The sequence below is a fragment of the Paraburkholderia azotifigens genome (genome assembly GCF_007995085.1).
In the GTDB taxonomy this organism is placed as follows: domain Bacteria; phylum Pseudomonadota; class Gammaproteobacteria; order Burkholderiales; family Burkholderiaceae; genus Paraburkholderia; species Paraburkholderia azotifigens.
In genome coordinates this window covers 1-13408 of record NZ_VOQS01000004.1, presented here as the reverse complement: position 1 = coordinate 13408, position 13408 = coordinate 1, and the positions used below count along the sequence as shown (strand labels likewise).

General features: G+C 64.3%; 19 protein-coding genes and 5 pseudogenes. 18 read left to right on the top strand and 6 right to left on the bottom strand.

Going from position 1 to position 13408, the window contains the following annotated elements:
* The 4 genes and pseudogenes from FRZ40_RS31775 to FRZ40_RS45330 all read left to right on the top strand — a co-directional run.
* Nucleotides 1–679: pseudogene (locus FRZ40_RS31775) on the top strand (type II secretion system F family protein); the annotation flags it as partial.
* Nucleotides 680–716: 37 nt separating this feature from the next.
* Nucleotides 717–1694, top strand: a pseudogene (locus FRZ40_RS31770) (type II secretion system F family protein).
* A gap of 21 nt (nucleotides 1695–1715) precedes the next feature.
* Entirely contained in the window at nucleotides 1716–1901 is a 186-nt protein-coding gene (locus FRZ40_RS45335; RefSeq protein ID WP_167528722.1) for a TadE/TadG family type IV pilus assembly protein, read from the top strand.
* A gap of 3 nt (nucleotides 1902–1904) precedes the next feature.
* Complete coding sequence (locus FRZ40_RS45330) at nucleotides 1905–2243, top strand: hypothetical protein (protein WP_240057394.1); 339 nt, start codon at nucleotides 1905–1907, stop codon at nucleotides 2241–2243.
* 161 nt (nucleotides 2244–2404) lie between these two features.
* On the opposite strand, the gene FRZ40_RS45325 is transcribed toward FRZ40_RS45330, so the two are convergent.
* Nucleotides 2405–2620, bottom strand: a complete 216-nt coding sequence (locus tag FRZ40_RS45325) for a hypothetical protein (protein WP_240057396.1) — start codon at nucleotides 2618–2620, stop codon at nucleotides 2405–2407.
* On the opposite strand from FRZ40_RS45325, the pseudogene FRZ40_RS46050 reads away from it, so the two are divergent.
* The 13 genes and pseudogenes from FRZ40_RS46050 to FRZ40_RS45290 all read left to right on the top strand — a co-directional run.
* Nucleotides 2555–2698: pseudogene (locus FRZ40_RS46050) on the top strand (patatin-like phospholipase family protein); the annotation flags it as partial. The gene FRZ40_RS45325 and the pseudogene FRZ40_RS46050 overlap by 66 nt on opposite strands.
* Before the next feature lie 47 nt (nucleotides 2699–2745).
* The gene (locus FRZ40_RS46045) at nucleotides 2746–3267 is read left to right on the top strand and encodes a patatin-like phospholipase family protein (RefSeq protein WP_338048183.1); all 522 of its coding nucleotides are present in this window, start codon (nucleotides 2746–2748) and stop codon (nucleotides 3265–3267) included.
* A 15-nt stretch (nucleotides 3268–3282) separates the two neighbouring features.
* A complete protein-coding gene (locus FRZ40_RS46255; RefSeq protein ID WP_420873907.1) occupies nucleotides 3283–3480 on the top strand; it encodes a DUF3734 domain-containing protein in 198 nt (65 codons plus the stop codon).
* A gap of 406 nt (nucleotides 3481–3886) precedes the next feature.
* Complete coding sequence (locus FRZ40_RS31755; RefSeq protein ID WP_147236352.1) at nucleotides 3887–4360, top strand: nuclear transport factor 2 family protein; 474 nt, start codon at nucleotides 3887–3889, stop codon at nucleotides 4358–4360.
* A 70-nt stretch (nucleotides 4361–4430) separates the two neighbouring features.
* Nucleotides 4431–5159, top strand: coding sequence for a 2OG-Fe(II) oxygenase (locus FRZ40_RS31750; RefSeq protein WP_420873906.1), 729 nt, complete (start codon nucleotides 4431–4433; stop codon nucleotides 5157–5159).
* Nucleotides 5159–5305: a hypothetical protein gene (locus FRZ40_RS46250; RefSeq protein WP_420873905.1), complete on the top strand. Its 147-nt coding sequence runs from the start codon at nucleotides 5159–5161 to the stop codon at nucleotides 5303–5305. Before FRZ40_RS31750 ends, FRZ40_RS46250 begins: the two co-directional genes overlap by 1 nt.
* 159 nt (nucleotides 5306–5464) lie before the next feature.
* Nucleotides 5465–5674: a hypothetical protein gene (locus FRZ40_RS31745; protein ID WP_147236353.1), complete on the top strand. Its 210-nt coding sequence runs from the start codon at nucleotides 5465–5467 to the stop codon at nucleotides 5672–5674.
* A gap of 116 nt (nucleotides 5675–5790) precedes the next feature.
* Entirely contained in the window at nucleotides 5791–5991 is a 201-nt protein-coding gene (locus tag FRZ40_RS31740) for a CsbD family protein (RefSeq protein WP_028366437.1), read from the top strand.
* Nucleotides 5992–6551: 560 nt separating this feature from the next.
* A complete protein-coding gene (locus FRZ40_RS45315; RefSeq protein ID WP_240057393.1) occupies nucleotides 6552–6779 on the top strand; it encodes a hypothetical protein in 228 nt (75 codons plus the stop codon).
* A gap of 967 nt (nucleotides 6780–7746) precedes the next feature.
* Entirely contained in the window at nucleotides 7747–8136 is a 390-nt protein-coding gene (locus FRZ40_RS45310) for a PAS domain-containing protein (RefSeq protein ID WP_240057392.1), read from the top strand.
* Nucleotides 8133–8402, top strand: coding sequence for a hypothetical protein (locus FRZ40_RS45305; protein ID WP_240057391.1), 270 nt, complete (start codon nucleotides 8133–8135; stop codon nucleotides 8400–8402). The genes FRZ40_RS45310 and FRZ40_RS45305 overlap by 4 nt, the downstream gene beginning before the upstream one ends.
* Nucleotides 8403–8413: 11 nt before the next feature.
* A complete protein-coding gene (locus FRZ40_RS45300; RefSeq protein WP_240057390.1) occupies nucleotides 8414–8848 on the top strand; it encodes a PAS domain-containing protein in 435 nt (144 codons plus the stop codon).
* Nucleotides 8849–9038: 190 nt separating this feature from the next.
* Nucleotides 9039–9643, top strand: a pseudogene (locus FRZ40_RS45290) (sensor histidine kinase).
* Nucleotides 9644–10121: 478 nt separating this feature from the next.
* Here FRZ40_RS45290 and FRZ40_RS46035 read toward each other — a convergent pair.
* The 4 genes and pseudogenes from FRZ40_RS46035 to FRZ40_RS45260 form a co-directional block, all read right to left on the bottom strand.
* Nucleotides 10122–10419, bottom strand: a pseudogene (locus tag FRZ40_RS46035) (sensor histidine kinase).
* Between the two features lie 132 nt (nucleotides 10420–10551).
* A complete protein-coding gene (locus FRZ40_RS45275) occupies nucleotides 10552–10695 on the bottom strand; it encodes a hypothetical protein (protein ID WP_240057385.1) in 144 nt (47 codons plus the stop codon).
* A gap of 37 nt (nucleotides 10696–10732) precedes the next feature.
* Nucleotides 10733–11050, bottom strand: coding sequence for a PAS domain-containing protein (locus FRZ40_RS45265; RefSeq protein ID WP_240057384.1), 318 nt, complete (start codon nucleotides 11048–11050; stop codon nucleotides 10733–10735).
* Between the two features lie 40 nt (nucleotides 11051–11090).
* Nucleotides 11091–11681, bottom strand: a complete 591-nt coding sequence (locus tag FRZ40_RS45260) for a PAS domain-containing protein (RefSeq protein ID WP_240057383.1) — start codon at nucleotides 11679–11681, stop codon at nucleotides 11091–11093.
* A 365-nt stretch (nucleotides 11682–12046) separates the two neighbouring features.
* Between FRZ40_RS45260 and FRZ40_RS31715 the strand changes: the two genes are divergently transcribed.
* Nucleotides 12047–12595 (top strand): response regulator, encoded by a 549-nt coding sequence (locus FRZ40_RS31715; RefSeq protein WP_240057382.1) that lies wholly within the window; start codon nucleotides 12047–12049, stop codon nucleotides 12593–12595.
* Nucleotides 12596–13051: 456 nt separating this feature from the next.
* On the opposite strand, the gene FRZ40_RS46030 is transcribed toward FRZ40_RS31715, so the two are convergent.
* The gene (locus FRZ40_RS46030; RefSeq protein ID WP_338048182.1) at nucleotides 13052–13291 is read right to left on the bottom strand and encodes a heme oxygenase-like domain-containing protein; all 240 of its coding nucleotides are present in this window, start codon (nucleotides 13289–13291) and stop codon (nucleotides 13052–13054) included.
* Nucleotides 13292–13408 lie beyond the last annotated feature (117 nt).

Below are 13408 nucleotides of genomic sequence, written 5' to 3'. Positions count from 1 at the left end.
GCTATTCGCTGGCGTCCGCGTGCGGCGGGCTGCTGTTCGGCATGGGCGGCATGCATCTGCCGTTCGCCGTCGCGCTGGCCGTGGCGTGCGGTTTCGCGCTGCTGCCTCTCCTGTATCTGCGGCGCAAGCGCGCGAAACGCATCGTGCAGCTCGAACGCCAGTTGCCCGATGCCGCCGATCTGATCGCCCGCGCGCTGCGCGCGCCGGCCACTCGTTTCCCGCCGCGCTCGCATGGTCGCCGACGAGTTGCCCAATCCGCTCGGCGGCGAATTCCGCATTGCGTTCGACGAGATCAACTACGGCGTGGCGATGAACGATGCGCTGATGAACCTCGTGAGCCGCGTGCCCGTCGACGACGTGCGCTACTTCGTGATCGCCGTGCTGATCCAGCGCGAGGCGGGCGGCAATCTTGCGGAAATTCTCGGCAACATCGCGGGCATATCCGCGAGCGGCTCAAGCTGCTCGCGAAGGTGCGCGTGCTGTCGGCGGAAGGGCGGCTGTCGCGTGGATACTCGGCGTGCTGCCGTTCGTCGTGCTGGGCGCGCTGTCGGTGCTGAATCCCGGCTACTGCAAGGTGTTCTGGGAAGACGAGACGGGCCAGAAGATCGCGGGCGCCGCGCTGTCGACGATGGCGTTCGGCGTGATGTGGCTGCGCAGAACCGTGCGCATCCGCGTGTAGCCGCGCGAACACACACAACGCAAAAAACGGGGAAATCATGGAAACCGAACAGATTCTCGTGCTGGCCGCGATGTTCGTGATCGTGTTCGGCGCAGTGTGGAAAGCGATGTCGCTGCTGCGCCCCGATCCGCTGAAGCGGCGCATCGACGGCATTGCGGCGGCTTCATTGGGGGCAGCAGGCGTGCAGGGCATCCCGGACGCAGCGGACGCCGCCGCAGAAGAAAGCCCCGCCTGGATGGAAACGGTCGCGAAGGTGTCGCATCACGTCGCGCGGCTGTCGCTGCCGAAGGACGACTGGGACAAATCCGCGCTGCGGCGCCGCTTTGCGAACGCGGGGCTGCGCAGCGAAGGCGCGACGGCGATCTACTTCGCCGCCAAGACGCTGCTCGCGCTCGTGCTGCCTGCGCTCGCGCTGGTCGGCATCACGCTGCTGGCAGGCCCGGACGCGCAGAAATTCCTGCTGGTGGCGACGCTCTTGATGCGGCGATCGGCTTCTATCTGCCGAACGTGGTGCTGACCCGTCTCGTCGAGGCGCGCCAGCGCAAGATCTTCGAAGACCTGCCCGACGCGCTCGATCTGATGACGGTGTGCGTCGAAGCGGGCCTTGGGCTGGACGCGGCCATGCAGCGCGTCGCCGAGGAGATCGGCGTGAAGAGCCACGCGCTCAAGGAAGAATTCGAACTCATGCTGCTCGAACTGCGCGCGGGCTCGGCGCGAGAAGGCACTGCGCAATCTTGCGCTGCGCACGGGCGTCGAGGACATCGACACCCTCACGTCGATGCTGATCCAGGCGGACCGTTTCGGCACGAGCGTCGGCGATTCGCTGCGCGTGTTCATCGACGCGCTGCGCACCAAGCGCCGTCTGCGTGCCGAGGAACAGGCCGCGAAGATCGCGCTGAAGCTGCTGTTTCCGCTGATGTTCTGCATCTTCCCGACGCTGATCATCGTGCTGATCGGGCCCGCGGCGATGCAGGTCGCGCACCAGCTGCTGCCCACGATGAGCGGCATGCACTGAACCGGCGTCAGGAGCGACACGATGACGACCACACGTGCTCGTTCGCGCGTGCCGTCACGCAGGCGCAGCGGCCGCGCGCGCAGCGGCCGCCTGCAGGCGGGTGTCGCGGCCATCGAATTCGCGCTGATCGCGCCCGTGCTGTTCTTTCTGCTGTGCATGGTCATGGACCTCGGCGCCGCGCTGTGGGTGAACCTGACGATGCAATAAGCGGTGCGCGAAGGCGCGCGTTACGCGGTCGCGGGGCAAACGGGACTCGATCCGAACCAGTCGAAGCCGCAGCGCTATGTCGCCGTGATCGAGGCCAGGGCGCGCGCCGAAGGGATCTACGTGTTCGCACTCGGCTACGGCCCGTCGTTGCTGACGAAGAGGGCGCGGGCAGCGGCGAGGTCGGCCAGGACATTCTCAAATGCATCGCCAACGTCGCCGATGGCCGAGCGCCGCTACGACTCGAAGCAGCCCGTCGGCGTGTATGGCTACGCGGCCACGATCAACGACATCAAGCCGTGCTACGCGCAACTCGCGTCCGCCATTCTGCGCATCGCGAAGTAAGCAGGCAGTACGTGCGGGCGACTCGGCACTGACCGGCAACGGCGTGCCTTGAAGTGCGCGCGAAATAAAGGTGCGCTATCGTGTGACTGCTTGCGGCTGTGGTTTCGCCAGAGGTTTCGCCTCGGCACGCGCCGCAAGTTTCCAGTCGAACGCTTCGTTTCTCAACGGAGAAGCACGATGAGAAGCACGATGGTCAAGAAGACTGCGGTGCACGCGGCGGCGCATTCCGCGCAGGCTTCGCGCGCGTCCACGCGGCCCGCAAGGCAGAAGACGCGCGCGCCGCCGCGCATCCCGACATCGATGCGCAGGTCGTGCTCGTGCTGCAAGGCGGCGGCGCGCTGGGCGCGTATCAGGCGGGCGTGTTCGAAGCGCTGCACGACGCCGGGATCGAACCGGACTGGGTGATCGGCACGTCGATTGGCGCGATCAACGGCGCGATCATCGCGGGCAACCGGCCTGCCGAGCGCATGGAGCGCTTGCGCACGTTCTGGGATCGCGTGACATGGACGGGCTATCAGGCGCCGAACTGGCTCGCGGCCTGCGCGCCGGTTGCGCCGCGTTCGGACTGCCCGCCAGTCTTGCCGCCGCGCTTGCCACCGCATGGGCCCCATGGATTCCCGGCTACGAGCAATGGCTGCGCAACCTGTCGATCATGTCGCAAGGCTTGCCCGCGTTCTTCACGCCGCGCGCCGATGCATGGCTCGCGCTGCAAACGCCCGTCGGCATCGAACAGGCTGCGTTCTATCACACCGAGCCGCTGCGCGAGACGCTTGGTGCGCTGATCGACTTCGACTATCTGAACGGCAAGGAAACGCGGCTCACGGTCGGCACGGTCGGCGTGGGCAGCGGGCAGATGCGCTATTTCACCAACCGCGACGAGCCGCTCGACGTCGGGCATGTGATGGCGTCGGCGGCGTTCCGCCGGGCTTTCCATCGGTGCGAATCGACGGCGAAGCATACTGGACGGGGGGCATCTATTCGAATACGCCGCTCGAAGCCGTCTCGACGACCGGCCGCGGCATAGCTCCGTGATCTCACCGTGCAGCTGTGGCCCGGCGCATGGCGCCGAGCCTACTCGATCACGAGCGATGACCGTCAGCGCGACATCCAGTATTCGAGCCGCGCCGAGAGCCATCTCGAACGGCAGCGGCAGATTCACCGGCTGCGGCATGTGATCCGCGAACCGGCAAGCACTGCCCGACGACGAGCGCGAGTCGGCCGGTCAAGGAGCTGCTGAACTGGGGCGCGCACGACGATGCAGTGATCGAACTCGATGCGCCGAGCTCGGTCGCGACGATCTGCACAGGACATCGACTTTCGACGGATGGCATCCGCCGGCGCTGGGACGCGGTTATGCCGACGCGCAACGGATGATCGAACGTGCGCCGTGGCGCGCCGGAGCCGGACCCGAGGAAGGCATCGCGATCCATCGCTCGGATCCCGAGGCCGGGTAATGCGGCGACAGACGAACGATTGCGCGATCGCGCGAGCGTTGTACCTGCGCTGTCATGACGTTGCTTCGCGCGGCTTCGGCGCGTTGCGCCGGCGTGCCGGATGCGCGGCATGATCGGACGTTGATGACGTTGATCGGACTTATTACGGCGGCAGCCGATTGCAGGTAAAAACGGGCGCACAAGAACGACATGACTCATCCCAATGCGGCATTGATCGAGCGATTCTACGAAGCATTCCAGCGGCGCGATGTCGAGACGATGGCGGCGTGCTACGCGCCCGACGTCACGTTTAGCGATCCCGTCTTCACGGAGCTGCACGGCGACGAAGTGAGCGACATGTGGCGCATGCTGGTGTCGCGCGCGCAGGAGTTCACGCTCGCGTTCAGCCATGTCACGGCCGACGACGAACACGGCAGCGCGCATTGGGTCGCGAGTTATGTGTTCAGCCAGACGGGCCGGTCCGTCGTCAATCAGATCGACGCGCGCTTCGTGTTCCGCGACGGCTTGATCGTCGAGCACCGCGACCGTTTCGATCTGTGGCGCTGGGCTAGTCAGGCGTTGGGCGCAAAGGGCGCGCTGCTCGGCTGGACGCCGTTCGTGCAGGGCGCGATTCGCGAGCAGGCGAAACGCGGGCTCGCTGCGTGGCGCGCAAGAACGGCATGAGCTCGGCATGAGCGGGACGTAAGCGGGCGTAAGCGGGCACGGCAACGAAGCAGCGAGGGTGTGATGCGAAGTGGATGCGGCATGGCAGGAATGGCTCACGACGAACGTGAGCCGCGGGTGCACGCCCGAGTCGATGGTCGAGGCGATGGTGCAGGCGGGTTTCGAGGCCGACGCGGCGGGCGAGATCGTGCGCCGCGCTTCATCGGAGCAACGCGCGGAAAACCGCGCGGAGACGGGCACGCAGGCGGCCGTCATCGACAAGCCGACGGAAGACGAAACGCGTGCCTATCACTACGATGCGTGTCCCGTCGCGGCGGGCAACACGGTACGCGCGCACGACCGCGACGTCGCCGTTCGCGTGCGCTTCGAACGCCCGCAGGCGATCGTGTTCGACGACGTGCTGTCGCGCGACGAATGCGACGAGCTGATCGAGCGCGCACGGCATCGGCTGAAACGCTCGACCACCGTCAATCCCGAGAACGGCCGCGAGGATGTGATCCAGCTGCGCACCAGCGAAGGCTTCTGGTTCCAGCGCTGCGAGGACGCGTTCATCGAGCGGCTGGACCGCCGTATCTCCGCCCTGATGAACTGGCCGCTCGAGCATGGCGAAGGGTTGCAGATTCTGCACTACACGAAAGGCGGCGAATACCGTCCGCACTTCGATTACTTTCCGCCCGGCCAGGGTGGCAGCCTGCTGCATACGTCGCGCGGCGGCCAGCGTGTGGCGACGCTGATCGTCTATCTGAGCGACGTCGATGGCGGGGGGAAACCGTCTTTCCGGATGCGGGGCTCGCGGTGATGGCGCGGCAAGGCGGCGCAATCTACTTCCGCTACATGAACGGGCGACGGCAGCTCGATCCGCTGACGCTGCACGGCGGCGCACCTGTCACGAGCGGCGAGAAATGGATCATGACGAAGTGGATGCGCGAGCGGCCTTACGTTTAGCGCTAACCCCGGACGGCGTGTCGACCGTCAGGCGATGCGAAATGGTTGCAGGTATGGCAAGTGCTGCAAGACGGCCAGCGTATCGATGGGCCGTTTCAAATGCCCCCTGCGCCGACGCATCGACCTCCTGACGGGAACAAGACACAAAGGGGACCACCCATGGACAACTATCAACTGGAAAGCGAACTCCAGCATCTGGAGCGCGTGTTCAAAAACATCTCTGCGGAACACCGTTTTCCGCTTTCATACTGGCGCAACCGGCTCAACGCGGTCATGGCGGCGCGGCTCGTGCCCTCGCAGCTGACGCGCGCGCGCAAGCTGGACGAACAGCTGCGGGTGCTCGAAATGCGCGCGCCGGCGGTGGGCTGACCGCGAGGCTGACTGCGCGCTTCACTTCACGATGACTGCGTGAGCCAGGCACAGCGAATGCTCGGATCTGATCGACTGACGCAACCGTGCGTCGGCGTAACCAGACGGAGTCAGCCATGAACAAGGATCAAGTGAAGGGCACTGCCGAGAAGATGAAGGGCAAGGTCAACGAGGCCGTCGGCAAGGCAACGGGCAACCGCAGCCAGGAATTGAAGGGCGACGTGCAGCAGGGCGCCGGCGAAATGCAGAAATCCTACGGCGACGCGAAGGAAGCCGCCAAGGACGTCGAACGCGAAAACCGCAAGCATCATCACTGATCAGACGGCGCACAGAGTAGAGCCGCCCGGCGGTTCGATCACAGGGAGCGTATAAACCAGACGGGCAAAGCCCGCAGGGCCGCGTTGCGACGCGGCCCGTTTCATTTGATGTTGTCTTCGATGCGTGCGGCGCAGGCGATCCGTTGCGCGCGCAGCCATTAGAATGAGCGGTCCATTCATCCTGCACTGGACCTTGCGTGCCTTCTCCGCTTTCCACGTCCAACCTTGATGTGCTTGCCGCGCTGCGCAGCGCGACGGGCAGCCGTCATGCGCTGATCGATTCGGCGATGCCGCTGTCAGCGGATGCACCGACTTGCATGACTATCGCTTGCATCTGCAACTGATTGCGCGTGGCTCGCGCCGCTGGAGCGATGGCTTGGCGCTTCGGACGGCCCGCAGCATGCGTTGCCGTTTGTCGCGCGGATGCCGTTGATCGAAGCGATCTCGCCGATCCTTCGTTGCGCGGCGGAACGATACGTTCGACACGGTTGGAGACGACACTACGCCGTCCGATGCCGGCGATGCCGCTATCGATGGGGCGCGTGCTACGTGATCGAAGGATGCAACTGGGCGGGACCGTGCTTTACCGGCGTTTGCGCGAGATGCTGGCGCCGCATCCGTTGCGCTATCTGAGCGGCGACATGAGCGGCGACATGAGCGGCGACGGCGTGCCGCCCGGCCTCGCTGGAAAGTCTTCCTCGACGCGATGCGCCGGACGTCCACGCGCCGCGCGATATCGCGCGTGCGTGCGACGGCGCAAGGGACCGTTCGATCGTCTGCTGCATTGATTCCGGCGACGCAGACGGTCGACATCAATGCCGACAGCGGCGCCGCAGAAAGCACTCGGCGAGTTGCGCAGCTAACGCGGCTCTGCGCTTGCGCGCCATTCAGCGGTGTTCAACGGTGTTCAACTGAGGGACGCGTCGCCGCGCCTTGCAGCGGTCCGGCTCCGCCAGGCGGCCGGCGCAGCAGCAGATCGACCTGGCCTAGCAGGGCTCGCGCGCGACTGGCTTGTGCAGCGTGCATTCGCAATCGAGATCGCCAGGAATGCGGGCGAGGCGCTCCACAGATCACGGGCATGCCGTCTAGGCCGGATCGCTTGAGTCTGCGGCACATTCGGCGCCGTCCATGCCCGGCATCATCAGATCCGTGATGACGAGCGCGGGTGCACGCGTTGCGCCAGCTCGACGCCCCTTGCGAGGCTCGAAGCAGTGAGCACGTGAAAGCCCTCCAGTTCGAGCAGGAGAGCCCACGCGATCAGGAGGTCCGGCTCGTCGTCGATGGCAGGGATGGTGGGAGCGGCTGTCCGATAAGGCGTTCGAATCCATGTGTACAGGCATGCTTTTGCTCTCGCAGCCGGCTAGTTGGGTGCAGAGGGGCAGGCGGTAACTGACGAAAACGTCATCGTGAATTGGTTTTGCGGCACGCATGACCCGTGCCATCGTATCGAAGGCACGACGCCGACATGTGCGCGCGGTTTGCTCCGCGCGCGCGGCATCACGGCCCATGAGCGGCCGCCAGGCGTGGCGGGGGTTCGCGGGAGATGGCGCCAATGTGCGTCGCGCAACGGCGCGCATGGCGAGTGGATGCGGAATCGACCGGTGTCGGAGCGAACGGCGCGTCGTTGTAGTTTGGCGCGCTGCCTGTCATTTTTCCAGTCGCATGGCATGAGCGTGACATGAGCCGCGCATGAACACGGGCGCGAGTCGGCTGATGGCCGGAGGTTTCACTTCCTTTCGGGTAGACTGCAAGTCCATGGACAGACTAACCAGCCACCGCGCCGCGTTGCCGGTCGACACCACGCAAGTGTTCGAACTGTTGCCGGATGCCTGGCTGATCCTCGACGAGCGTTTCGAAGTCGTGCTCGCCAACGCGCGTTATCGCGCGATGCACGGCGTCACACTGGCCGACATTCGAGGCCGTTCCATCTACGACATCAACCAGTTTGGCTCGCAATCGCAACGCGAATTGCGGCGCAGCTGGCTCGATTCGATGCTGCCGGGACTCGCACCCGGCGAAAACCGTCTGTCTCCGTTGATCCGCTATGACACGCCGATGCCGAACGCGAGCGACGGCGAGCTGACGCCACGCTACTGGCAGGTGCGCACGTCGACGATCGACGGTGGCGGAGGCGCGCGTCGATGATCGCCATGTGCGTGATGGATGTCAGCGATTCGATTGCCGTGACCGAGCGCGATCAGCGCGAGCGCGCGAAGCTGCGTTCGCAGGCGCGCCTGCGTCAGGTGCTGGTCGACGAGGCGAATGCGGAGCTGCGCGTGCACCGCGAGCAGTTGCGCCAGGCGCTGGAGTTTGCGCATGTCGGCGCGTGGGAACTGGATCCCGCGACGGGGGCGATCGAGGGCACCGAGCAGTGCAAGGTGAATCTCGGTGTCGCGCCATCGGATTATTGACGCAGACGCTGTTGTTCGACGAACTGGTCGACGAAGCCGATCGCGTGCGCGTGAACGAGGCGATGAGTCGGGCGCTTGCACAGCGCGAGCATTTCGAGGTGGAGTTCCGCGTCACCTGGCCGGACCGCTCGGTGCACTGGATTCTGCTGCGCGGCCTTGGCCGTTATCAACCGGCTGATACGCTGAACGCGATCGTCGGTTTTACGCTCGATATCACGTCGCGCAAGGAGGCCGAACTCGAGCAGCGTGCGATTGCCGAGTCTGAGAAGCGCGCGCGCGCGAGTGGATCATTCGTCACGGCCGTGAGTCACGAATTGCGTTCGCCGCTTGGTGCGATTTTGTCGTGGACGACGCTATTGCAGCGCGCGGCCGATCCTTCACATGTCGTGTGCGCGCGGCGGGGTGATCGAGCGCAATGCGCATCAGTTGTCGCATATGGTCGATGATCTGCTCGACAGCGGCGCGATTGCGACGGGCAAGCTCTCGGTGAGCCTGGAGCCTGTCGATCTTGGCGCGCTGGCGGCAACGTGGCCGAGGATATCCGCATGACGGCGGAAACGAAGGGACTGCGGCTCGTGGTCGGCGAACTGGCGTCCTGTGTGGTGATGGCCGATCAAAGCCGGATGAAGCAGGCGCGTGGAATCTTTATCGAATGCGGTGAAGTTTTGCGCGCAGGGCGAGGTTGAGATTAGTGTGACCGTTAAAGGTCAGCAGGTCGAGTTGATGGTGCGGGATACCGGGGTGGGATCGAGCCCGATGGTTTGGCCCGCATCTTCGAGCGGTTTCGGCAGATTAATCCTGAAAGCGGTGGGCGCGTTGCAGGGCTTGGGCTCGGGCTTTGGCTTGTTAAGCATCTCGTTGATTTGCATCACGGGAGTGTGCGGGCTGAAAGCCCTGGGAGAGGGCTCGGGTCCTGGTTTATTGTGACGTTGCCGTTTATCGGTGATTTTTTTGTCTGCGACGCTAGTCGCCATTTTTGTTTTTTTGCTTTTTGTTTTTTTGCTTTTCGCTGGGGGGCGTCCGCGAATTCGTATCGGTGCTTCACGCGTTGCCCCTGTGCGGGGCGGCACCTACTTTTCTTTGCAGCGGCAAAGAAAGTAGGCAAAAGAAAGCCGCTCACACCGCCAATCTTGTGTTGCCTGCGGGCCCCCAACGGGTCCCGCACTCCAGACGCAACGCACTATTTGGTGCTCGTTGCCAGCGCCTTTGACGGGCGCATCACCCTCTCCAGTCACCCGTAGCGAAGCCAGCGGCAGCTAATTGCCTGCGCGCCCAGGTGGCAAACGGTGTGTAGGCTGTCGCGCCGTACGCGTGCGCTCCTACGACACCGATCCCGCTTTTGAGTCCGGAGTGGGCATCTCGTCGCGACAGCCTACACACAGTTTGCCACCTGGGCGGCCGTGGACTTCCTGGTAATGCGGCCTGTGGCACGGGAGTGTGAAGTAGGTGAGGCGTGAGTTAGTACGCTGGCGGCGTCAGACAGTGCGATGTCGTGTGGAGTGCGGGACCCGTTGGGGGCCCGCAGGCAACTACAGAACTGCGGTGTTAGCCGCTTTCTTGCTTACTTTCTTTGCGGCGGCAAAGAAAGTGCCGCCCGCACAGGGGCAAGCACCGATACGAATTCGCGGACGCCCCCCAGCGAAAAGCAAAAAAACAAAAAGCAAAAAAACAAAAATGGCGACTAGCGTCGCAGACAAAAAAATCGATAAACCGGCAACGTCACAATAAACCAGGACCCGAGCCCTCTCCCAGGCTTTCAGCCCGCACACTCCCGTGATGCAAATCAACGAGATGCTTAACAAGCCAAAGCCCGAGCCCAAGCCCTGCAACGCGCCCACCGCTTTCAGGATTAATCTGCCGAAACCGAAAGATGCGGGCCAAACCATCGGGCTCCACACCCGGTATCCCGCACCATCAACTCGACCTGCTGACCTTTAACGGTCACACTAATCTCAACCTCGCCCTGCGCGCAAAACTTCACCGCATTCGATAAAAGATTCCACGCGACCTGCTTCATCCGGCTTTGATCGGCCATCACCACACAGGACGCCAGTTCGCCGACCACGAGCCGCAGTCCCTTCGTTTCCGCCGTCATGCGATATCCTCGCCACGTTGCCGGCCAGCGCGCCAAGATCGACAGGCTCCAGGCTCACGAGAGCTTGCCCGTCGCAATCGCGCCGCTGTCGAGCAGATCATCGACCATATGCGACAACTGATGCGCATTGCGCTCGATCACCCCCGCCGCGCGCACGACATGTGAAGGATCGCCGCGCGCTGCAATAGCGTCGTCCACGACAAAATCGCACCAAGCGGCGAACGCAATTCGTGACTCACGGCCGTGACGAAATGATCCATCGCGCGCGCCACTTCGTCGCTATGCCCCGCGCGCGCTTCTCAGACTCGGCAATCGCACGCTGCTCGAGTTCGGCCTCCTTGCGCGACGTGATATCGAGCGTAAAACCGACGATCGCGTTCAGCGTATCAGCCGGTTGATAACGGCCAAGGCCGCGCAGCAGAATCCAGTGCACCGAGCGGTCCGGCCAGGTGACGCGGAACTCCACCTCGAAATGCTCGCGCTGTGCAAGCGCCCGACTCATCGCCTCGTTCACGCGCACGCGATCGGCTTCGTCGACCAGTTCGTCGAACAACAGCGTCTGCGTCAAACATCCGATGGCGCGACACCGAGATTCACCTTGCACTGCTCGTGCCCTCGATCGCCCCGTCGCGGGATCCAGTTCCCACGCGCCGACATGCGCAAACTCCAGCGCCTGGCGCAACTGCTCGCGGTGCACGCGCAGCTCGCATTCGCCTCGTCGACCAGCACCTGACGCAGGCGCGCGCCTGCGAACGCAGCTTCGCGCGCTCGCGCTGATCGCGCTCGGTCACGGCAATCGAATCGCTGACATCCATCACGCACATGGCGATCATCGACGCGCGCCCTCCGCCACCGTCGATCGTCGACGTGCGCTGCCAGCGTGGCGTCAGCTCGCCGTCGCTCGCGTTCGGCATCGGCGTGTCATAGCGGATCAACGGAGACAGACGGTTTTCGCCGGGTGCGAGTCCCGGCAGCATCGAATCGAGCCAGCTGCGCCGCAATTCGCGTTGCGATTGCGAGCCAAACTGGTTGATGTCGTAGATGGAACGGCCTCGAATGTCGGCCAGTGTGACGCCGTGCATCGCGCGATAACGCGCGTTGGCGAGCACGACTTCGAAACGCTCGTCGAGGATCAGCCAGGCATCCGGCAACAGTTCGAACACTTGCGTGGTGTCGACGGGCAACGCGGCGCGGTTGGCTGGTTAGTCTGTCCATGGACTTGCAGTCTACCCGAAAGGAAGTGAAACCATCCGGCCATCAGCCGACTCGCGCCCGTGTTCATGCGCGGCTCATGTCACGCTCATGCCATGCGACTGGAAAAATCGACAGCGCAGCGCGCCTAAACTTACAACGACGCGCCGGTTCGCTCCGACACGCGGTCGGTTCCGCATCCACTCGCCATGCGCGCCGTTGCGCGACGCACATTGCGCGCCATCTCCGCGAACCCCGCCACGCCTGGCGGCCGCTCATGGGCCGTGATGCCGCGACGCGCGGAGCAAGACCGCGCGCACATGTCGGCGTCGTGCCTTCGATACGATTGGCACGGGTCATGCGTGCCGCAAAACCAATTCACGATGACGTTTTCGTCAGTTACCCGCCTGCCCCTCTGCACCCAACTAGCCGGCTGCGAGAGCAAAAGCAATGCCTGTACACATGGATTCGAACGCCTTATCGGACAGCCGCCCCCACCATCCTGCTCATCGACGACGAGCCGGACCTCCTGATCGCGTGGGCTCTCCTGCTCGAACTGGAGGGCTTTCACGTGCTCACTGCCTTCGAGCCTCGCAAGGGCGTCGAGCTGGCGCAACGCGTGCACCCCGCGCTCGTCATCACGGATCTGATGATGCCGGGCATGGACGGCGCCGAAGTGTGCCGCAGACTCAAGAGCGATCCCGGCCTAGACGGCATGCCCGTGATCCTGTGGAGCGCCTCGCCCGACATTCCTGGCGATCTCGATTGCGAATGCACGCTGCACAAGCCAGTCGCGCGCGAGACCCTGCTAGGCCAGGTCGATCTGCTGCTGCCGGGCCCTGGCGGAGCCGGACCGCTGCAAGGCGGGCGACGCGTCCCTCAGTTGAACACCGTTGAACACCGCTGAATGGCGCGCAAGCGCAGAGCCGCGTTAGCTGCGCAACTCGCCGAGTGCTTTCTGCGCGCCGCTGTCGGCATTGATGACCGTCCGCGTCGCCGGAATCAATGCCAGCAGACGATCGAACGCGTCCCTTGCGCCGTCGCACGCACGCGCGATATCGCGGCGCGTGGACGTCCCGGCGCATCGCGTCGAGGAAGACTTTCCAGCGAGGCCCGGGCGGCACGCCGTCGCCGCTCATGTCGCCGCTCATGTCGCCGCTCAGATAGCGCAACGGATGCGGCGCCAGCATCTCGCGCAAACGCCGGTAAAGCACGGTCCCGCCCAGTTGCGATCCTTCGATCACGTAGCACGCGCCCCATCGATAGCGGCATCGCCGGCATCGGACGGCGTAGTGTCGTCTCCAAACCGTGTCGAACGTATCGTTCCGCACGCGCAACGAAGGATCGGCGAGATCGCTTTCGATCAACGGCATCCGCGCGACAAACGGCAACGCATGCTGCGGCCGTCGTCGAAGCGCGCAAGCCATCGCTCCAGCGGCGCGAGCCACGCGGCAATCAGTTGCAGATGCAAGCGATAGTCATGCAAGGTCGGTGCATCCGCTGACAGCGGCATCGCCGAATCGATCAGCGCATGACGGCTGCCCGTCGCGCTGCGCAGCGCGGCAAGCACATCAAGGTTGGACGTGGAAAGCGGAGAAGGCACGCAAGGTTCCAGTGCAGGAATGGACCGCTCATTCTAATGGCTGCGCGCGCAAACGGATCCTGCGCCGCACGCATCGAAGACAACATCAAATGAAACGGGCCGCGTCGCAACGCGGCC

Excerpts from the sequence above, each read along its gene's own strand:
- FRZ40_RS45315 (WP_240057393.1), top strand. The coding sequence starts at position 6,552 with ATGCAACTGGGCGGGACCGTGCTTTACCGGCGTTTGCGCGAGATGCTG.
- FRZ40_RS31740 (WP_028366437.1), top strand. The coding sequence starts at position 5,791 with ATGAACAAGGATCAAGTGAAGGGCACTGCCGAGAAGATGAAGGGCAAG.
- FRZ40_RS45310 (WP_240057392.1), top strand. The coding sequence starts at position 7,747 with ATGGACAGACTAACCAGCCACCGCGCCGCGTTGCCGGTCGACACCACG.
- FRZ40_RS31755 (WP_147236352.1), top strand. The coding sequence starts at position 3,887 with ATGACTCATCCCAATGCGGCATTGATCGAGCGATTCTACGAAGCATTC.
- FRZ40_RS31745 (WP_147236353.1), top strand. The coding sequence starts at position 5,465 with ATGGACAACTATCAACTGGAAAGCGAACTCCAGCATCTGGAGCGCGTG.
- FRZ40_RS45335 (WP_167528722.1), top strand. The coding sequence starts at position 1,716 with ATGACGACCACACGTGCTCGTTCGCGCGTGCCGTCACGCAGGCGCAGC.
- FRZ40_RS45305 (WP_240057391.1), top strand. The coding sequence starts at position 8,133 with ATGATCGCCATGTGCGTGATGGATGTCAGCGATTCGATTGCCGTGACC.
- FRZ40_RS31715 (WP_240057382.1), top strand. The coding sequence starts at position 12,047 with ATGCGTGCCGCAAAACCAATTCACGATGACGTTTTCGTCAGTTACCCG.
- FRZ40_RS46250 (WP_420873905.1), top strand. The coding sequence starts at position 5,159 with ATGGCGCGGCAAGGCGGCGCAATCTACTTCCGCTACATGAACGGGCGA.
- FRZ40_RS46045 (WP_338048183.1), top strand. The coding sequence starts at position 2,746 with ATGGACGGGCTATCAGGCGCCGAACTGGCTCGCGGCCTGCGCGCCGGT.